The organism is Caulobacter sp. (genome assembly GCF_035254145.1).
Taxonomy (GTDB): Bacteria; Pseudomonadota; Alphaproteobacteria; order Caulobacterales; family Caulobacteraceae; genus Caulobacter.
Genome location: NZ_DATFAV010000092.1, coordinates 1 through 19,385, shown reverse-complemented (window position 1 = coordinate 19,385; position 19,385 = coordinate 1). Strand labels below are relative to the sequence as shown.

Below are 19,385 nucleotides of genomic sequence, written 5' to 3'. Positions count from 1 at the left end.
CGGCGTGTCGAACATCTCCGAGGCCGTCATGGCGTGGATGTCCAGACTCTCCTGGAACGCCTTCTTCAGCTGAGGAATGTCGCCGATGTGGGCCAGCAGGCGCAGCTCGATCTGGCTGTAGTCGGCGCTGATCAGCACCTTGCCCGGCGGCGCGATAAACGCCTTGCGGATCTTGCGGCCTTCCTCGGTGCGGACCGGGATGTTCTGCAGGTTGGGATCGGACGACGACAGCCGTCCCGTCGTGGTCGCGGCCAGGGCGTAGGAGGTGTGCACCCGGCCCGTGCCCGGCGCGATCGCCGCGACCAGGTTCTCGGTGTAGGTGCCCTTCAGCTTGCTCAGCTGGCGCCAGTCCAGAAGGACGCGCGGCAGTTCATGTTCGAGGGCCAGGCTCTCCAGAACATCGCTGTCAGTCGACCACTGGCCGGTGGCGGTCTTCTTGCCGCCCTTCATCTGCATCTCGCCGAACAGCACGTCGCCGATCTGTTTGGGGCTGCCCAGGTTGAAGGGGCGGCCGACCAGTTCGGTGGCCCGCGCCTCGAACTGCGCCATGCGCAGCGAGAACTCGTTGGAGAGGCGGCGCAGGGCCTCCGGATCCACCTTGACCCCATTGTTCTCCATCATCGCCAGCACCGCCGGCAACGGCCGTTCCAGCGTCTCGTAGACTGTCAGCAGGCCCTCGCGCGCCAGGCGCGGCTTGAGGACCTCATAGAGCCGCAGGGTGACGTCGGCGTCCTCGGCGGCATAGGCGGTCGCCTCGGCCAGGGCCACGTGCTTGAAGCTGATCTGAGACTTGCCAGTCCCGGCCACCTGCTTGAACGGGATCGGCTTGTGGCCCAGCCAAAGCTCCGAAAGCTCGTCCATGCCGTGGCCGTGCAAACCCGCTTCCAGCACGTAGCTGATCAGCATGGTGTCCTCGATCGGCGCGACCTGGATCCCGTGCCGCGACAGGACGGCGATGTCGTACTTGGCGTTCTGGGCCACCTTCAGCACCGCCGGATCCTCCAGCAGCGGCTTCAGGGTCGCGATCACGTCGGCCAGCGGGATCTGGACGAGATCGGCGGCCGCCTCCAGCGCCAGCCCCTCCTTCTCGCAGTGGCCGACGGGGATATAGCAGGCCTCGCCCGGGGCGATGGCCAGGGACACGCCGCACAGACCGGCGGTCGCGGAAGACAGGGCGTCGGTCTCGGTGTCGAACGCCACCACGCCCTTGGCCGCGGCCTTGTCGACCCAGGCCTTCAGGGTCTCGATGTCGCGCACGCAGGCATAGGCCGCGTGATCGATCGTCACCGGCTCGGCCACTGGCTGAGCGGCGGCGCGGGCGGCCGCGCCCATGTACGACACGGTCGATACCGGGGCCTTGGGCGGGGCGACCGGACGGTCGAGCGTGCCCGGCGCGGCGGCGGCCGAGCCGTCGCCCACGCGGCGGGCCAGCGACCGGAATTCCATCTGCTCGAGGAAAGCCGCCAGGACCTCCTTGTCCGGCTCGCGCACCTTCAGGTCATCCAGCGGCTCGGGCAGCGGCGTGTCGCAGTCCAGCTTCACCAGCGCCCGCGACAGGCGGATCTGGTCGGCGAAGGCGATCAGGGTCTCGCGGCGCTTGGGCTGCTTGATCTCGCCGGCGCGCTCAAGAAGCGTGTCCAGGTCGCCGTATTCGGTGATCAGCTGGGCGGCGGTCTTGATCCCGATGCCCGGCGCGCCCGGCACGTTGTCGACGCTGTCGCCGCACAGGGCCTGAACGTCCACGACCCGCTCGGGATAGACGCCGAACTTCTCGAACACCTGCTCGCGCTCGATGCGGACGTTCTTCATCGGGTCGAACATCGACACGCCGTCGCCGACCAGCTGCATCAGGTCCTTGTCGGACGAGACGATGATCGCCTCGCCGCCGACCTCGCGAGCCTTGCAGGCATAGGCGGCGATCAGGTCGTCGGCTTCATAGCCGGCCAGCTCGATGGCCGGCACGCCGAACGCCAGCGTGGCCTCGCGCACCAGCGGGAACTGCGGGATCAGGTCCTCGGGCGGCGGCGGGCGGTGGGCCTTGTACTGATCGTAGAGCGTGTTGCGGAACGTCTTTTCCGAATGGTCCCAGATCACCGCCAGGTGGGTGGGCGTGTCGCCCTGCATGTCGCGCATCAGCTTCCACAGCATGTTGCAGAAGCCCTGGACGGCGCCGACCGGCAGACCATCGCTCTTGCGCGTCAGCGGCGGCAGGGCGTGATAGGCGCGGAACAGATAGGCCGAGCCGTCGACCAGGAACAGCCGGATGGCGGGACCGTCCTGGGTCAGGTGGGAGGCGGGCGGGGACTCGGAGGCGACGTCGGTCATGGCCGCGAACATAGGGGGCCGGACGCGTGTCGGGAACCCTCTGGCGAGGAGCCTGGCGGATCGCCAGAAGCGCTCTCATGTCGTCTATTGCAAGGAACTGTCGCCCACCCCAGAAACCCTCGCCTTGCGCCCGCCGGGCATGAGGCGTAACGGAACGCCGCTCCGCGAGCTACGCGGGCAAATTGTCTTCAGGAGAGCGCGATGGGTTACCGGGTCGCCGTGGTCGGCGCCACGGGCAATGTGGGCCGCGAGATGTTCAACATCCTCGAGGAAGTGAAATTCCCCGTGGACAAGATGCACGCCATCGCCAGCCGCAAATCCATCGGCGTCGAGATCTCGTTCGGCAATCAGATCCTCAAGTGCGAGGACTTGGAGCAGTTCGACTTCTCGACCGTGGACATCGTGCTGATGAGCGCCGGCGGCGCGATCTCCAAGGCCTGGGGCGAGAAAATCGGCGCGGCCGGTCCGATCGTCATCGACAATTCCAGCCATTTCCGGATGGACCCGGACGTGCCGCTGGTCGTGCCGGAAGTGAACCCGGACGCGGTCAACAACATCCCCAAGAACATCATCGCCAATCCCAATTGCTCGACGGCCCAGTTGGTCGTGGCGCTGAAGCCGCTGCACGACGAGGCCAAGATCAAGCGCGTGGTCGTCTCGACCTACCAGTCGGTCTCCGGCGCGGGCAAGGAAGGCATGGACGAGCTGTGGGACCAGACCAAGGGCGTCTACGTCCTGGGCGCCCCACCGCCCAAGAAATTCACCAAGCAGATCGCCTTCAACGTCATCCCCCACATCGACGTCTTCATGGACGACGGCTTCACCAAGGAAGAGTGGAAGATGGCCGTCGAGACCCAGAAGATCCTGGATCCGAACATCCAGCTGGTCGCCACCTGCGTGCGCGTGCCGGTCATGGTCGGCCACTCCGAGGCGGTGAACGTCGAGTTCGAGACCCCGCTGGACGAGGACGAGGCCCGCGAAATCCTGCGCGACAGCGACGGCGTGGTCGTCGTCGATAAGCGCGAGGACGGCGGCTACATCACGCCCAAGGAAAGCCAGGGCGAGTTCCCGGTCTATGTCTCGCGCATCCGCAAGGACCCGACCGTCGAGAACGGCCTGGTGTTCTGGTGCGTCTCCGACAACCTGCGCAAGGGCGCGGCTTTGAACGCCGTGCAGATCGCCCAGCTTCTTCACGACAAGGGCCTGATCAAGCAGAAGACCCCGGCTTAAAGACGACTTCCCGTCGTCCTCCGCCAGCGGGCGGAGGACGACGGAACCGGCCAAGGCCAAGTTTCCAGACCTCCGCAAGATGCGGGCGGCCGACGGGCTTCCTATCTGCGAGAAGCTCCCGAAAGGTTTGGTTCATGCCTCCCAGTCCCCTGGCCAGTTCATCGGCCGAAGGCCGGTCCGCGTATATCGCCGGCGTAGCCTGCTATTCGCTCTGGGGGTTCCTGCCCCTCTATTTCCACCTGCTATCGACCCTGGGCGTCGGTTCCTGGGAGATGATCGCGCACCGCACCCTGTGGTCGGTGCTGTGGGCCGGCGGCCTGGTTCTGCTGGCCCGGCAGGGCGGCCAGGTGGCCCAGGTGCTGCGCCAGCCGCGCACCCTGGGAATCCTGGCGCTCTCGACCTTGGCGATCTTCGCCAACTGGACGATCTACGTCTTCGCCGTCAACGCCGGCCACGTGATCGAAGCCAGTCTCGGCTATTACATCAATCCTCTGATGAACATGGCCGCGGGCGCCCTGCTGTTTCGCGAGCGGATGTCGGGCGAGGGCAAGATCGCCATCGGCTTCGCCATCGTCGGCGTGGCGATCCAGACCATCGCCCTGGGACACCTGCCGGTGGTCTCGCTGGGCCTGGCGGTGAGCTTCTGCCTCTATGCCATCCTGCGAAAGCAGGTGAAGGCCGACGCCCAGACGGGCCTCTTCATCGAGTGCGCCTATCTGGCGCTGCCGGGCCTGATCTACGTGCTGCACCTGCAATCGACCGGCCAGGGACATTTCGGAAGCAGCACCGGGGTCACCGCTCTCCTCGCTCTCGCGGGCCCGGCGACCGTCGTCCCGCTGGCCCTGTTCGCCTGGTCCGCCCGCCGCCTGCCGCTGTCGGCGGTCGGTTTCCTGCAGTTCATCGCCCCGACGCTGCAGTTCCTGCTGGGTGTGGCTCTGGGCGAGCCGTTCACCCCGCTGCGGGCCTTGTCCTTCGTGTTCATCTGGCTGGGCGTGGCGACGTTCGCCTATGGCGCGTGGAAGCGGACCCGGGTCCTGGCGGCCGCCTAGCCAGGCGCCGCGCGAAGGGTCATGGTCGCCCCATGACGCCTTCGGACGACGAGACGATCTCGCGCGGTCGCGGCCGACTGATCCTGGCCGCGACGGTGCTGGGCTCCAGCCTGGCCTTCATCGACGGCTCGGTGGTCAATGTCGCCCTGCCGGCGATCCGCCAGGCGCTCGCCGCCCGGCCCGAGCAGATCCAGTGGATCGTCAACGCCTATCTGCTGCTGCTCGGCGCCCTGGTGCTGATCGGCGGCTCGGCCGGCGACCGCTATGGACGGCGCAAGGTGTTTGCGATCGGCGTCGCCCTATTCGCCCTGGCCTCGCTAGCCTGCGCCGTCGCGCCCGGGATCGGTTTCCTGATCGCCGCCCGCGCCCTGCAGGGCCTCGCGGCCGCTCTGGTCGTGCCGGCCAGCCTGGCTATCCTGGGCGCGGCGTTCGAGGCCGAACGGCGCGGACCTATGATCGGCGCCTGGGCCGGCTTCGGCGCGGTGACCGCCGCCATCGGCCCGGTGCTGGGCGGCTGGCTGGTCGACGCGGTGTCGTGGCGCGCCATCTTCCTGATCAACCTGCCGATCGCCGCCGCCACCGTCTGGCTGACGTTGAAGGCCGTCCCCGAGAGCCGCGATCCCGAGGTTAAGCACTTGGACTGGCGCGGCGCGATCCTGGCCGCCGCCGGTCTGGGCGCCCTGACCTGGGGCCTGACCGCGGCGGGCGAGCGCGGCTGGGCCAGCCTCGCCGTCTGGACCGCGCTCGTCGCGGGCGTTGCGATCCTCATCGGATTCGTGATCTCGCAGGCGCGCGAGGCGCACCCGATGATGCCGCTGTCGCTCTACCGCTCGCCAACCTTCAGCGGCGCCAACCTCCTGACCCTGACCCTCTATTTCGGCCTGACCGGCGCGCTGTTCTTCCTGCCCTACGAGCTGATCGCCCGGCACGGCTACAAGGCCGCGCAGGCTGGGGCCACCCTGCTGCCGCTGTCGTTGGTGATGGGGACCCTGTCCGGCGTCGCGGGCCGCCTGGCCAACCGGATCGGGGCGCGGGCCATGCTGACCATCGGTCCGATCACCGCCGGGATCGGCTTTGGCCTGCTGGGCGGCCCCTGGATCGCCGGCGGGTTCTGGACCGGCGTGCTGCCGGGCCTGATGATCCTGGCCCTGGGCATGACGATCAGCGTCGCGCCCTTGACCAACACGGTCATGGCGGCGGTTCCGTCCAGTCACGCTGGCGTGGCCTCGGGGATCAACAACGCCGTGGCGCGGATCGCCGGACTGCTGGCCGTAGCAGTGCTGGGGCTCGTCTATTTCACGCCCGGACGGGGCGGCTATCCGTGGGTGATGGCGATCAGCGCCGCGGCGGCGATCGCGGCGGGCCTGATCGGCGCGGCGACCATCAGAACCGATACGCCTAGAAGCGGTGAGCGAGGCCGACCACCAGCTGCACGTCCGGGGTCCGGCGGTTGAGGCCGACATAGGCCGAGGCGTCCAGCTGGACATCCTTTAGGCGCTTGGGCGTCCAGGCGGCCGTCACATCGAAGCTGGCCTTGGTCACGCGGGCCGACGGATCGTCGTCGACATCGACCCAAAGCTCCGCGCCCAGGTTCACCGGACCGACCATGCGGCCGACGCCGCCAGCCAGGGCGTAGCCGGCGTGGCGACCAGAGCCGTCGGCGTCGGGCCGGGCGTCGATCTCGGGCGACAGGCTCAGCGACCAGTCGGCGTCGAGGGGTACCGAGACCGGGACGATCACCCCGCCCTGCCAGGCGTCGCCGCCGATCCCATCCGCCCCGGTCGGCGCGACGACGAACGGCTGCGCCGCGATCGAAAGGCCGTCGCCGGCCGGGTTCTTCAGCGACCACCGCAGGGCCAGCCCCAGGTCGCCGGCGCCCGAGACGACGGAGGTGACGCCGTGGTCCCTGGTTCGCACCCGCTCGTAGGGCGTCCAGCTCAATTGCCCTTCGACCGCCGACGCCAGGCCCAGCCGCAGCTCCAGCCCGCCATAGGCCAGGTCGTGGGTCGAGACGCCGTCGCTCCTGCCCAGCGTCGCGTCAACGCCGCTGACCTCGACCTGGAAACGCCCCTTGTCCAGCACGCACGGCGGCGAGCCCTTGCCGGGGCGGTCGGGGCAGAAGTCGCGCTCCTGCGCCTGGGCGGCGCCGGCCAGAAGGGCGGCGGCCAGAGCCAGCGTGGCGATGCGGATCGAGGCCATGCGTCTCTCCTTTGCGGAAGGACGCTACAGCCCAGGTCTCAACACCCTCTAAAGCGACGCGTAGGCCGCCTCGATCAGGCGCACCGCGCGCGGATCGCCGATCAGGGCCACGCCCTGCTTGTTCATCACATAGGCCCCGGACACCCCGCGCGTCGGATCGGCGAAGGCGCACGAGCCGCCCCAGCCCGAATGGCCGAACGCCTCGGCCGTCGGGCCGTAGAAGAAGTTGGGCGTGTTGCGCATGAAGCCCGCGCCCCAGCTGATCACATAGGGCAGGACCAGGTCCTGGCCGACGATACGCTCGGCGCTGGCCGCCGCGATCCCGGCCGGGGTGATCAGTGAGCGGCCGTCCAGGGTCCCGCCGCTGGCCAGGGCGCCCATCAGCCGCGCCAGGGCCGGTGCCGTGGCGTGGCCGTTGGCCGAGGGGATCTCGACCCGCCGCCACTCGGCCGCGCCCTTGCCACCGGGCGAGGACCAGGGCTTGAGGAAGGCGGCGGTCACCGCGGCGTTGATCTCGCCGAACGTCGGCAGGGCGGTCGGTCGCATCAGTTCGGCGACGCGGTCGTGCTCGCTGTCAGGCAGGCCGATCCAGAGGTCCAGGCCCAGGGGGGCGGCGATATCCTCGCGCAGGGCCGTCCCCATGGTGCGGCCATCGACCCGGCGGAAGATCTCGCCGGCGAGGTAGCCGTAGGTCACCGGGTGATAGCCACTGGCCGAGCCGATCGGGAACAGCGGGGCCATGGCCGCCAGCTTGGCGCAGGTGGCGTCCCAGTCGAACCAGATGGCCGGGTCGGTCTCGTCCGGAAAGCCCGACAGGCCCGCCTGGTGCGACAGGGCCTGCTCGACGGTGACGTCCTGCTTGCCGGCTTGAGCGAACTCGGGCCAGACGTCGGCCACGCGCTGGTCGTAGGCCAGACGCCCCTCGTCGACCAGGCGCGCGATCAGGAAGGCGGCCACGGCCTTGGTGGTCGAGAACAGGGCCGTCAGGGTGTCGGGGCCGAAGGGGGTCTCGCGCTTGCGGTCGGCGTAGCCGCCCATCAGGTCGACCACGATCTCGCCGTCGATGGCGAAGGCGAAACGCGCGCCCAGTTCGCCGTTGTTCTCGAAGTTCGCCTCGAAGGCGTCGCGGACGCGGGCGAAGCGCTCGGGGCAGAGGCCGGTGATCTTGGTCATGTCTTAAGCCAGCCGTTCGATGCGGACAGAGGGAGAGGTTTGCTTGAGGCGCGCGCCCATGGCCACGATCGGCAGCTCGGGCGCGTTCCAGAGCTTGGCGGCGGCCACGGTCTCGGCGACGCCGCCGACCGCGCGAGCTAGGCCGTGAGAAGGGGTTTGCCCCTCGACCAGAGCGGCGGCGTAGAGCGCGGTCAGCAGATCGCCCGTGCCGTTCGGCGCGCGATCGGCCTCGGCGTGAAGCGCCAGCCAAGCCTGGCTTTCGTCGGCCAGGACGGCGCCGATCTCGTCACCGCGCCGGACGGACGAGACCAGGGTTGCCTTGCCCAACCCCCGCGCGGCGCCCGTCGCCGCCATCGGGTCGCGGGCGTCCGCCTGCGTCAGCCATTGCAGCTCCCAGGCGTTGCAGGCCACGAGGTCGGCGCGGGGGATCAGTTCGGCGACGATCGCTTCGGCGGTCGCGGGCGGGACATACAGTCCCTTGCCCTCGTCGCCCATGGTCGGATCGACGATCACGGTCGGCGCGGTCGCGAAAGCGCCCTGGCGCGGCGCGGCGCGGACGGTGTCGATGGCGCGCGCGGCCGCCTCGACCTGGGCGGGACTGGCGAAATAGCCGGTGACCACGAGATCGGTCAGACCAAGCAGCCCGTTGGCCGCGATCCCCTCGAGCATGCCCTCGAAGATCTCGATTGGCGTCGCCGCCCCGCCGGGCGCGCCCCAGCCCGGATGGCGGCCGAACAGCACGGTCGGCACGACCATGGCGTCGATCCCGAACGGCGCCAGCGCCGCGGCCTGGGCGGTCGCGCCAACCTGGCTGCCGGCGACGTGGCTGGAAAGGATCAGGGCGAGCGGCATGACCAAGCGATTAGCCGAGCCCCGCGACCTTGAACAGGCGTCCAAGGCCCGGAAAAGCAGAAGGGCCCGCCGCGCGAGCGACGAGCCCTCCGAAAGCCAAAGGCGCGAGCGCCTTAGTAGCGGTAGTGGTCCGGCTTGAACGGGCCAGCGTCCGGCACGCCGATATAGTCGGCCTGATCCTTGCGCAGCTTGGTCAGCTTCGCGCCCAGCTTTTCCAGGTGCAGGAAGGCGACCTTCTCGTCCAGGTGCTTGGGCAGGGTGTAGACTTGGTTCTCGTACTTGGCCTTGTTGGTCCACAGCTCGATCTGGGCCAGGGTCTGGTTGGTGAACGAGGCCGACATCACGAAGGAGGGGTGGCCGGTGGCGTTGCCCAGGTTCACGAGGCGCCCTTCCGACAGCACGATCAGCTTCTTGCCGTCCGGGAATTCCACATGGTGGACCTGCGGCTTGATCTCGTCCCACTTGAAGTTGCGCAGGCCGGCGATCTGAATTTCCGAGTCGAAGTGGCCGATGTTGCAGACGATGGCGTTGTTTTTCATCTTCCGCATGTCTTCGACGGTGATGACGTCCTTATTGCCCGTCGCCGTCACGAAGATGTCGGCCTTGTCGGCGACGTCGTTCAGGGTCTGGACCTCGTAGCCTTCCATCGCCGCCTGCAGGGCGCAGATCGGGTCGATCTCGGTGACGATCACGCGGGCGCCGCCTTGACGCAGCGAAGCGGCCGAGCCCTTGCCCACGTCGCCGTAGCCGCAGACCACCGCGACCTTGCCCGACAGCATGACGTCGGTGCCGCGACGGATGGCGTCGACCAGCGATTCACGGCAGCCGTACAGATTGTCGAACTTGGACTTGGTGACGCTGTCGTTGACGTTGATGGCCGGGAACGGCAGCTCGCCTTTCTGGGCCATCTGGTACAGACGGTGGACGCCCGTGGTGGTCTCTTCCGAGACGCCGCCGATGGCCGAACGGATGGCCGAGTAGAAGCCCGGCTTCTCGGCCAGGTACTTCTTCATCACGGCGTAGAGGGCTTCTTCCTCTTCGTTCTGCGGGTTGTCGAGGATCGAGGGATCCTTCTCGGCCTTGGGGCCCAGCACGCAGAGCAGGGTGGCGTCGCCGCCGTCGTCGAGGATCAGGTTCGGATAGCCGCCGTCGTGCCATTCGAAGATCTTGTGGGCGTATTCCCAGTACTCGACCAGGTTCTCGCCCTTGAAGGCGAAGACCGGTACGCCGGCGGCGGCGATGGCGGCCGCGGCGTGGTCCTGGGTCGAGAAGATGTTGCACGAGGCCCAGCGGACTTCCGCGCCGAGAGCGACCAGCGTCTCGATCAGCACGGCGGTCTGGATGGTCATGTGCAGGCTGCCGGCGATGCGGGCGCCCTTGAGGATCTGCTGCGGACCGTATTCGGCGCGCGTGGCCATCAGGCCCGGCATCTCGGTCTCGGCGATGGCGATTTCCTTGCGGCCGTAATCGGCGAGCGAGATGTCCTTGACGATGTAGTCGGCCACGGTCGGCTCCTGGGTCGGATGATGTCTTGGCGCGGCTTATACAGCGCCTAAGCCTTCCGGGCAATTAACGCATAAAGATATCTTTATGCGATGCCGAAGCTAGAACCCCAACTCGGGCTGCATGGCCCCGGGCTGCTGGGTTTCGGGCAGGTGGCAGGTGAAGGTCGAGCCGGCGCCCGGCTCGCTTTCCAAGGCCACCCAGCCGCCGTGCAGCTCAACCAGCGCCTTGACCAGGGCTAGGCCCAGGCCCGGACCGCCGCGATCGCGACCGACGAAGCGGTCGAAGATGTGGGCCTGGACGTGGAACGGCACGCCCCGGCCGGTGTCGGTGACATCCAGGCGGACCTCGCCCAGGGCGCGCCTGGCCGAGAGGGTGACGCGGCCGCCCGGCGGGGTCTGGCGCAAGGCGTTCTCGACCAGGTGATCCATGGTCTGGGCCAGGCGCTTGGCGTCGCCGCGGATCAGGCCGACGTCTTCCTCGCACTCGACCGCCAGGGTCACCGCGCCCAGCTGGGCGTCCTTCAGGGCGCGCTCCTGGGCGTTCATCAGGAGATCCGAGACCCGGATGTCCTGGATCTCCAGCGCCATCTCGCCGGCGTCGATCTGGGCCATGTCCAGCACGTCGTCGATCGAGCGGGCCAGTTGGGTCGCGGCGGCGCGCACGGCGGCCACGTGATTGCGGCCGCGCTCCGAAAGGCCGTCCGCCCGTTCCAGCAGTTCGGAATAGCCGATGATCGTCGTCAGAGGCGTGCGCAGTTCATAGGAGACGTTGCCGACGAAGTCGCGCTTGAGACGCTCGGCCTCGTCCAGCGCGGCCGAGCGGTCGGCCAGGGCGCTTTGCAGTTCGCGGGTGTCGGTGACGTCGGCGAAGGCGATCAGGGTCGCGCCGTCCGGCAGCGGGCGGCTCTGGTAGAGGACGATGCGGCCGTCCGAGGTGCGCACCTCGCCCGAGGTGGGCGCGCGCATCTGCGGATCGGGGTCGGCCACCCGCCCCTTCAGCTCGCGCCAGAAGGCCAGATCGTGCAGACGCGGCACGCAAAGCTCGACCACGCCCTCGAAATCGCCGGCCGCTTCGAGGGCGTGCGGCGTCACGTTCCAGAAGGTCTCGAACGCCTCGTTGTGCAGGCGCAGGCGGCCGTCCGAGCCGAACACGGCCACGGCGTCGTTGAGCTTGTCGAGCGTCGCCTGCTGCACCTGAATCAGGGCGTTGTACTGGGCTTTCAGGCGCAGCTCGCCGGTGATGTCGGAATAGATCAGCAGCATGCCCCCCAGCGGGTGCGGCTGGCGCACCACCTTCAGCGTCCGCCCGTCGGGCAGATGCCAGAGGTCGTCGGCCTGCGGGCCCAGGTCCTCGTAGCGAGCGAGCTCGGCGGACTTCCAGCCGGCGTAGTCGATCGTCTCGGGCAGCCGGCGACGCTGGCGCAGGCGGTCGAGGATCTCGCCGTGGGTCGGACGGTCGGCCAGCCACGCCGGCTCCAGTCCCCAGAGTTCGGCGAAGGCGGTGTTGTGGAACGACAGCCGCCGCGTGGCGCTGAAGATCGCCACGGCCTCGGCGATGTGGTTCAGGGTCTCGTCGTGGGCCTCGACGTGTTTCTTGAAGGCGTCGCGGACGTCCTCGATCTCGGTCACGTCCGCGCAGAAGACGCCGACGCCGCCGCCTTCCAGCGGCTGAGCCGACAGGCGGAACGCGCGGCGACGCCCCTCCAGGTTGATCCAGCGCACCGCCTCGCTGCGCTCGCCCTTGGCGGCGGCCTCGGCCACCATGGCGTCGACCGCGCGGTCGAAGCTCTTGCCGACCAGCGCCGGGGCCGAAGCCGCGGTGGCGCCCACGGCGCGCAGGAAGGCCTCATTGCCCCAGACCGCCTGGCCGTCGGCCCCAGCGATCCAGGCGGGCTCGACGACGCTGTCGATGAAAGCCGCGAACCGCGTCGCCGACGGCAGGCCCGCGTCGCCGCCGCTGACCCGCGCCAGGCGCAGCCAGGCCATGACGCCAGTCGAACGTCCCTCGACCGAAACCCAGCCGCCCTTGCCGCGGGCTTCAAACCGGCAAGGCTCGCCGCGCTCGAACAGGGCGGTCAGCTTGTGGGAGTGGTCGGGATCGGCCTGCCCCAGCGCCGTGACCACCGCCTCGACCTCGGCGGGCGCGCCCAACGCCTGGGCGCAGGCGGCGAGGCCCTCACCGCCGGCCACGAGGCTGACGCGGCCGCCCTCGACGGCCAGCACGGCGGAGTCGAAGGCTTCGATCCAGGCCGGCGCCTCGGCCTCGCCCCCACCTTGCAGGGTCAGGCGCGCCTTGAGCGCGGCGATGCGCGCCTCGAAGCCTCGCCGCTGGCCCAGCGACCACAGGGCGACGCAAATGGCGAGGCAAACCGCGCCAGCCGCCGCCGCGAGGATCAGGTCATACGAAGTCATCAGGCGCGTCGCTACCCCAGCGGGTCTTCGAATCAGAATCCCAGATTAGTCCGGCCATGACCAGAGCGCGATCAAGCCTGGCCGTGACGCTCTGTCGCGATTTGACCGAAACAGCCGCTGGCGCCGTCCGCCAATCGCTCTATTTGGAGTTCATGACTTGGTCCGACCGCCTCGCCCCGTCGCTGGACGACTTCGCCGCCCTTGGCCGGGCGGCCTTCGACGCCCTGCCCGAAGGCTTTCGTTCGCTGGCCGGCGAGGTCGTGATCCGCGTCGACGATTTCCCCGACGACGAGGTTCTCGACGCTCTGGGCCTGCAGGATCCTTTCGAGCTGACCGGCCTCTACCACGGCGTCGACCTTGGTCGGCGCTCGGTGCTGGACTTCGGGACCCAGCCGTCCCGGGTGTTTCTCTACCGCCGGCCGATCCTGGACGAATGGGCCGACCGCGGCGACGTCAGCCTCGGCGACCTGATCACCCACGTGCTGGTCCACGAAATCGGCCATCATTTCGGCCTGTCGGACGACGACATCCACCGCATCGAGGACGAGGAATGAGCTCCAATCCAAGCCAATTCTTCGACACGGACGCCTGGCGCGAGCGCATGGACGAGCGCTGGTTCGACACCGGCGTCGCCATGGCCGAGGCGGGCGCAGTGGATCTGGTGGCTGTCGAGGACGAAAAGGTCACCGCCCACGTCACCGGCAGCGCCGGCGCGCTCTACGTCGTCACGCTGCGCGCCCCGGCTGGCGAAGGCGCCTGCACCTGCCCCGGCTTCGAGAAGTTCGGCGCCTGCAAGCATCAGGCGGCGGTGGTCACCGCCGCCAACGCCGCCGACCTATCCAAGGTCCGCGACCGCGTGGCGCGCCTGCGCGACGGCCTGGCCCTGGACAGCCGCGAAGCCCTGGTCGAGCGCCTGGTCGAACTGGCGCGCCTGCAGCCCGCTGTGCTGGCGGCGCTGGAAGGGCGTTAGAGGAAGTCGTCGATCGCCTTGCGCTTCGGCCTCGCCTTCGGCCGCTCCCACATCACGCCGGGATAGCCCTTCAGCGGGACCAGCTTGCCGCCGCCATAGGCCCAGTCCGGCGCCTGGTCGAGATGGGTGTGGTAGCGCGGCTCGCGGCCGGTGCGCGTCTCGAACAGGGCGCGGGGCAGGTTGATCATGGTCGCCGCGCGCTTGCGCTCCATGAACAGCGGCGTCCCACAGCGGCTACAGAAGCCGCGCGTCGTCCCCTCGTGCTCGTAGCGGCTGACAAGGGCCTCGCCGTCCAGCCAGCGGAACCGGCTGCGATAGCTGGCGACATAGGTGACATAGGCGCACCCCTGGGCCCGCCGGTTGGCGGCCGAATGGTCGTGGAAGGCCCACCGCGCCGGAACGCCGATCGCGAGACGGACGGCGCCGCAGGCGCAGGCCGCTTCGGCTTCCTCGGCGGGCGGCTTGAGCGGCTTGGGCATGCGAGAGCTCCGTTTGCCGCCATCCATACTCCGGCTACTGCCAGCAAATGTCATGAACCCCTTCTCCACCTAGAGAGGAAGAGGGCTATTTCAGCATGCGCTCCACCCAGGCCGGCACGACCTCGCTGGCGGGGCCGTAGTGCTTCTCGTCGAAGACATAGGCGTTGGCCGAAGGCTCCAGATTGATCTCGCAAGCGGCGATCCCCATCGCCCGCGCCTCGGTGACGAACCCCGCGGCCGGATAGACCGAACCAGAGGTGCCGATCGATACAAAGAGGTCGGCGCGGGAAAGGGCGTCCTCGATCTCGTCCATGAACAGCGGCGTTTCCCCAAACCAGACGACATGAGGCCTCGCGCCCTGGTCGCGGCCACAGGCGGGGCAGGCCGTCTCGGCGGCCAGCACGCCCGTATCGGACCAGGTCGCCTGACAGTGATTGCAGCGGGTCACGGCCAGCTCGCCGTGCATGTGGATCACCCGAAGCGACCCGGCGCGCTCGTGCAGGTCGTCGACATTCTGGGTACAAAGATAGAGCTCTCCCCCACGCGCCGTGAGCTCGGCCTCCAGCCGCGCCAGGGCCAGATGGGCGGCGTTGGGCGCTGCGCCGGCCAGGTTGGCGCGGCGAGCGTTGTAGAAGTCACGGACCAGGGCGGGGTTGCGCGCGAAGCCCTCGGGCGTGGCGACGTCGTTGAGATCGTACCGGGTCCACACCCCGTCCTTGTCACGGAACGTGCCCAGGCCGCTTTCGGCCGACACCCCGGCTCCGGTCAGCACGAAGATCTTCATTCTCTCTCCCGACGCTCGCCCACACCCAAACCTGACGCCGCCGTCATTTTTTATTTGACCCACGTCAAGACTTGAGTTGACAGTGTTCAGATCGACGGAGGCCGCACAAGACGGCCCCTCGATCACGATGGAAGTCGACCGGCCGATTAGGGAGCGCCGCCATGACGGACAAGAACATCACCAAGGACGCCATGTACGACGCGGTGGCGCCGGACGACTTCGAGGCGATGCTCGAACTCGACCGGTACAACAACCGCTCGACCGCGTTCGACAAGATCATCTCGGCGACCCACGATCACTTCTGGGATCCGCTGGACAAGGCCTATATCGATTTCGACGAGCCGTTCGACATGGAGAACCAGGCCCTGGTTCCCGAGGATCTCGTGATCGCCCTGTCGACCGACTACGTCTCCAACCACCTCAGCGATCCCAAGCAGCGCATCCGCTTCATCAACCAGTCGGTGCTGCGCAGCTTCTCGTCGATCCTGCACGGCGAGCAGGGCGCGCTGAACCTGTCGGCCAGCCTGTGCCACGTGCTCAAGGACCAGGGCGCCCAGGAATACGCCGCCAACCAGACGCGCGAGGAAGCCCGGCACGTCACGGCCTTCGCCAAGTACATCAAGGCCCGCTGGGGCAAGCCGGTCGAGTGCGGCCCGGCCCTGAAGAGCCTGCTGGTCGAGATCATCGGCGCGCCCGAGGTCTACAAGAAGATCATCGGCATGCAGATGCTGGTCGAAGGCCTGGCCATGGGCGCCTTCGCCACCTTCTTCAATCAGATCAACGACCCGGTCGGCAAGAAGCTGCTGCAGCTGGTGATGACCGACGAGGCCTTCCACCACAAGTTCGGGAAGATCTGGGCCGACCGCACGGTGCCCAAGCTGAGCGCGGAAGAGCACGCGATCATCGAGGACTGGGCGGCGCACTGCTTCCAGACCCTGCTGTTCAACCTGGTCTCCCCGCACCAGCAGATGGACCTCTATGCCGAGTTCGGCCTGGACCCTGACAAGGTGGTCGAGGAATACGGGAAGATCATGACCGATGACGTGCGTCGGGAGAACATGAAGGAACAGACCAACATCTTCCGGGTGCTGGTCAAGACGCTGCTCAACGCCGGCATCATCACCGACCGCACCAAGGCCTTCTACGCCATGTACGTCGACCTCGAGGAGCTGAAGGGCGAGGGCGAGCGCATGGTCGGCGACGACATCGCCGAGGAGGGCATCCGCCACCTGCAGGCCATCAACTTCAAGGATCGCCCGGTCAACGCGGTTAGCATCGCGGCCGAATAGGAATCCCACCTTCCTGTTCGACGCGCGCCGCCCCGCCGGAACCCCGGCGGGGCGGTCGTCGTTTTGGGCGTCCCGCATCCATCCGCCGAGCGCCGGGGACCGTATCCTCTCGGCAATCGTCCGGAGCTTCCATGCGCGCCGCCCTGCTCGCCCTGTCCATCGCCCTGTCGCTAAGCGCCTGCGTGTCGGGACCCAGCGGCAATCCCAACCCGCCGCAGCCGGCGAAAGCCGTCGAACTCGAACGCTATCTGGGCAAGTGGTACGAGGTCGCTCGCTACGACATGCGCTTCGAAAAGGGCTGCGAAGGCGTCACCGCCGAATATTCCAGGCGCCCCGACGGCCTGATCCGAGTGCTCAACACCTGCCGCCAGGGCGCGGTCGACGGGCCGGTCAAGACCGCCGAGGGCAAGGCCAAGATCGTCGACGCCAAGACCAACGCCAAGCTGAAGGTCAGCTTCTTCGGCCCCTTCTACGGCGACTACTGGGTGCTGGATCACGCCGACAACTACAGCTGGTCGATCGTCGGCGAGGGCTCGGGCAAGTATCTGTGGCTGCTGTCGCGGACGCTTCCCACGGACGCCGACCGCGCGGCGCTGACGGCGCGGGCCAAGGCGCTAGGCTACGACGTGAACATGCTGCGTCCGACGAAGCAGCCGGTGGGATAGCCGGGCGGCTTGATCCGCGAACAAAGCTGGAACATGATCGCGCCCCATGGACGTGATCATCCAGCTTCAGAGCCGCCCTGACACTACCTTGGCCGTGACGCGCGGCGCGGCGCGGCTGCTGGTTGACCTGGGCTATGCGCCGCTGGCCGAGGTCACGCTGCCGAACGGCCGCCGCGCTGACCTGATGGCGTTGGGCCCCAAGGGCGACGTGCTGATCGTCGAGGTGAAGTCGGGGCTGGAGGATTTCCGGGTCGACCGGAAATGGGGGGAGTACGCGCCTTTCTGCGACGCGTTCTATTTCGCCGTCGCTCCCAGCTTTCCGGACGGAATATTGCCCGACGAGCCGGGGCTGATCGTCGCCGACGGCTTTGGCGGCGCGGTCGTGCGCGAAGCGCCGCTCACGCCGCTAGCCCCGGCGCGGCGCAAGGCTTTGACGCTGGCCTTCGCACGCCTCGCCGCCTTGCGTGCGGCGGGCGTGCAGGCCGAACGGCTGGCGTTGTAGCTAGTCCAGGTTCCGGGCGATCAGGAAACCCACGCCCAGGCCGATGGCGAAGGCGCCGAGCGCCACGCCGATCGGATGATCCTCGGCGACGGTGTGGGCTACCTGGGCCTTGTCGCGCGTCCAGGCCGCGCCGACCTTGGCCTTTTCGGCGGCGAAGGTGCGGGTCTGTTGCGCCACCTCGCTGGCGGTTTCGCGCGCGGACTGGACCGCCTTGGTGACGGCTTCCTTGGCGCGCTGGGTCTTTTCAGCGGCCGCCTTCTTGGCGCCGTCGACCGCGGCGGCGGACGAGGTGTCGGGGGTGAAGCTGGTGACGTCGGTCATGGGGAGACTCCTCGGCTTGACCAGCTACCAACACCCACGGCGGGCTTTAGTTCTCCCGCACCACCTTCAAAACCGCCTCGCCATAGCGATCGAGCTTGCCCTGCCCCACGCCGCCGGCCTTGCCCAGCGCCGCCAGGGAAGCCGGCCGCGCGGCGGCGATCTCGGCCAGGGTGGCGTCGTGGAAGATGACATAGGGTGGCACGTGCTGAGCCTGAGCCGCCTCCTTGCGCCATGAGCGCAGGGCCTCGAACAGCACCTGGTTCTCGGCCGGTATGGTCAAGGCCTTGCCCTCGCGGCGCTTGCGCGCCCCGCTGGCTCGGCCGGTCTCCGGCGCTTCGGCCATCTGGCGCAGGGCGACGCGACGCTCGCCGCGATAGACCTGGCGCACGCCCTCGACGTCGCCCAGGCCGATCAGCGGCCGGCCGTCGTTGGGATCCTCGCGCAGCAGCCCCTCGAAGATCAGGGTGTCGAACAGGTCGCGCCAGACTGGTTGGCTGAACTCTCGGCCGATGCCGAAGGTCGGCAGCTGGGCCTCCTGGGGCGTGATGTCCTTGGTCTTGCCCATCAGGTGCTCGATCACCCGCCCGCGTCCGTAGCGCCCGCCCATGCGATGGACGGCCGACAGAGCCTTCTGCGCCGCCTCGGTGGCGTCAATCCCGCTGGGCGGCGAGACGCAGACGTCGCAGACCCCGCAGCGGGCCACGCCTTCCTCGCCGAAATAGCGGCGGACGGCGGCGGCGCGGCAGGTGACGCCCTCCAGCATGGCGTAGAACTGGCGCAACTTGCGGGATTGGACCTGCTTGACCTCGTCGGGCGCCTCGCGAGTCTCGATCCGGCGGCCGGCCCAGGCCATGTCGGCCGAGCCGTAGAGGGTGATGCCCTCGGCCGGCTGGCCGTCGCGCCCGGCGCGGCCGACTTCCTGCCAGTAGGCTTCGATGGCGGCCGGCGGGTCGGCGTGGATCACATAGCGGACGTCGGGCTTGTCGACGCCCATGCCGAAAGCGATCGTCGCCACCATCACCGCCGCGTCGGCCTCCAGGAAGTCCTCCAGCCGACGGGCGCGGACGGCCTTGTCCAGGCCGGCGTGATAGGCCAGGGCGGGCACGCCCTCTGCGTTCAGCTTTTCGGCCAGCTTCTCGGTGCTGTCGCGGCTGCCGGCATAGACTACGCCGGCCCGGCCCGGCCGCTCCAGAACAAGCTCGACAACGCGGTCATGGCCCTTGCCCCGCTTGCGCTCGGCGCTCAGCGCCAGTTCGGGCCGGGCGAAGCTGTCGACGAACTCGGCCGCGCCCTGCAGGCGCAGCTCGGCCCGGATGTCGTCGCGGGTGCGGGCGTCGGCGGTGGCGGTGACCGCCAGGCGCGGCACGGCGGGGAACAGCTCGGCGAGGCGCCCCAGCATCCGGTATTCGGGCCGGAAGTCGTGACCCCACTGGCTGACGCAGTGGGCCTCGTCGACCGCGATCAAGGCCAGAGGCGTGCGCGAGAGGCGATCCAGCATCCACGGCTGCATCAGGCCCTCGGGCGAGAGATAGAGCATGTCCACCTCGCCGGCGTCGATGCGCCGCCAGATGTCGGAGCGCTCGTCCATCGAAACATTGCTGTCCAGCCGCTCGGCCGCCACGCCCGCCTG

Annotated in this window: 18 protein-coding genes; 8 read left to right on the top strand and 10 right to left on the bottom strand. The window is 68.6% G+C overall.

What is annotated here, in order from left to right; all coding sequences use genetic code 11:
- On the bottom strand, positions 1–2,325 hold a 2,325-nt coding region (gene polA / locus VJ655_RS05295), incomplete at its 3' end, for a DNA polymerase I (RefSeq protein WP_324110021.1).
- 201 nt (positions 2,326–2,526) lie between these two features.
- Here polA and VJ655_RS05290 point away from each other — a divergent pair.
- From VJ655_RS05290 to VJ655_RS05280, 3 genes are all read left to right on the top strand, one after another.
- Complete coding sequence (locus VJ655_RS05290; RefSeq protein WP_324110020.1) at positions 2,527–3,555, top strand: aspartate-semialdehyde dehydrogenase; 1,029 nt, start codon at positions 2,527–2,529, stop codon at positions 3,553–3,555.
- A gap of 134 nt (positions 3,556–3,689) precedes the next feature.
- Entirely contained in the window at positions 3,690–4,604 is a 915-nt protein-coding gene (gene rarD, locus VJ655_RS05285; protein ID WP_324110019.1) for an EamA family transporter RarD, read from the top strand.
- A gap of 32 nt (positions 4,605–4,636) precedes the next feature.
- On the top strand, positions 4,637–6,058 hold the full coding sequence (locus VJ655_RS05280) for an MFS transporter (protein ID WP_324110017.1): 1,422 nt from the start codon (positions 4,637–4,639) through the stop codon (positions 6,056–6,058).
- On the opposite strand, the gene VJ655_RS05275 is transcribed toward VJ655_RS05280, so the two are convergent.
- The 5 genes from VJ655_RS05275 to VJ655_RS05255 all read right to left on the bottom strand — a co-directional run bounded on the left by VJ655_RS05275 (position 6,003) and on the right by VJ655_RS05255 (position 12,745).
- On the bottom strand, positions 6,003–6,803 hold the full coding sequence (locus tag VJ655_RS05275) for a transporter (protein ID WP_324110016.1): 801 nt from the start codon (positions 6,801–6,803) through the stop codon (positions 6,003–6,005). The genes VJ655_RS05280 and VJ655_RS05275 overlap by 56 nt on opposite strands.
- A gap of 48 nt (positions 6,804–6,851) precedes the next feature.
- Entirely contained in the window at positions 6,852–7,976 is a 1,125-nt protein-coding gene (locus tag VJ655_RS05270; protein WP_324110015.1) for a serine hydrolase domain-containing protein, read from the bottom strand.
- A gap of 3 nt (positions 7,977–7,979) precedes the next feature.
- On the bottom strand, positions 7,980–8,828 hold the full coding sequence (locus VJ655_RS05265) for a bifunctional hydroxymethylpyrimidine kinase/phosphomethylpyrimidine kinase (protein ID WP_324110022.1): 849 nt from the start codon (positions 8,826–8,828) through the stop codon (positions 7,980–7,982).
- 113 nt (positions 8,829–8,941) lie between these two features.
- On the bottom strand, positions 8,942–10,333 hold the full coding sequence (gene ahcY / locus VJ655_RS05260) for an adenosylhomocysteinase (RefSeq protein WP_324110014.1): 1,392 nt from the start codon (positions 10,331–10,333) through the stop codon (positions 8,942–8,944).
- 99 nt (positions 10,334–10,432) lie between these two features.
- A complete protein-coding gene (locus VJ655_RS05255; protein ID WP_324110013.1) occupies positions 10,433–12,745 on the bottom strand; it encodes an ATP-binding protein in 2,313 nt (770 codons plus the stop codon).
- Between the two features lie 152 nt (positions 12,746–12,897).
- On the opposite strand from VJ655_RS05255, the gene VJ655_RS05250 reads away from it, so the two are divergent.
- Both VJ655_RS05250 and VJ655_RS05245 read left to right on the top strand, forming a co-directional pair.
- Positions 12,898–13,299, top strand: coding sequence for a metallopeptidase family protein (locus VJ655_RS05250; RefSeq protein WP_324110012.1), 402 nt, complete (start codon positions 12,898–12,900; stop codon positions 13,297–13,299).
- Positions 13,296–13,715, top strand: a complete 420-nt coding sequence (locus VJ655_RS05245) for an SWIM zinc finger family protein (protein ID WP_324110011.1) — start codon at positions 13,296–13,298, stop codon at positions 13,713–13,715. Before VJ655_RS05250 ends, VJ655_RS05245 begins: the two co-directional genes overlap by 4 nt.
- On the opposite strand, the gene VJ655_RS05240 is transcribed toward VJ655_RS05245, so the two are convergent.
- Both VJ655_RS05240 and VJ655_RS05235 read right to left on the bottom strand, forming a co-directional pair.
- Positions 13,712–14,194, bottom strand: coding sequence for a GFA family protein (locus tag VJ655_RS05240; RefSeq protein ID WP_324110010.1), 483 nt, complete (start codon positions 14,192–14,194; stop codon positions 13,712–13,714). The two genes, VJ655_RS05245 and VJ655_RS05240, sit on opposite strands and share 4 nt — an antisense overlap.
- An 85-nt stretch (positions 14,195–14,279) precedes the next feature.
- A complete protein-coding gene (locus tag VJ655_RS05235) occupies positions 14,280–14,978 on the bottom strand; it encodes an NAD-dependent deacylase (RefSeq protein WP_324110009.1) in 699 nt (232 codons plus the stop codon).
- A 161-nt stretch (positions 14,979–15,139) separates the two neighbouring features.
- Here VJ655_RS05235 and VJ655_RS05230 point away from each other — a divergent pair, with 161 nt between their 5' ends.
- The 3 genes from VJ655_RS05230 to mmcB all read left to right on the top strand — a co-directional run bounded on the left by VJ655_RS05230 (position 15,140) and on the right by mmcB (position 17,434).
- Complete coding sequence (locus VJ655_RS05230; RefSeq protein ID WP_324110008.1) at positions 15,140–16,267, top strand: ferritin-like domain-containing protein; 1,128 nt, start codon at positions 15,140–15,142, stop codon at positions 16,265–16,267.
- Positions 16,268–16,398: 131 nt separating this feature from the next.
- On the top strand, positions 16,399–16,932 hold the full coding sequence (locus tag VJ655_RS05225) for a lipocalin family protein (protein ID WP_324110007.1): 534 nt from the start codon (positions 16,399–16,401) through the stop codon (positions 16,930–16,932).
- Positions 16,933–16,978: 46 nt separating this feature from the next.
- Positions 16,979–17,434 (top strand): DNA repair putative endonuclease MmcB, encoded by a 456-nt coding sequence (gene mmcB / locus VJ655_RS05220; RefSeq protein ID WP_324110006.1) that lies wholly within the window; start codon positions 16,979–16,981, stop codon positions 17,432–17,434.
- Here the strand turns inward: mmcB and VJ655_RS05215 are convergent, their stop codons facing one another.
- Together VJ655_RS05215 and recQ are read right to left on the bottom strand one after the other, a co-directional pair.
- Positions 17,435–17,755 carry a hypothetical protein gene (locus tag VJ655_RS05215; protein WP_324110005.1) on the bottom strand — a complete coding sequence of 107 codons (321 nt, stop codon included), beginning with the start codon at positions 17,753–17,755 and terminating at the stop codon, positions 17,435–17,437.
- 46 nt (positions 17,756–17,801) lie between these two features.
- The coding region (gene recQ, locus VJ655_RS05210) for a DNA helicase RecQ (protein WP_324110004.1) at positions 17,802–19,385 on the bottom strand (1,584 nt) is incomplete at its 5' end.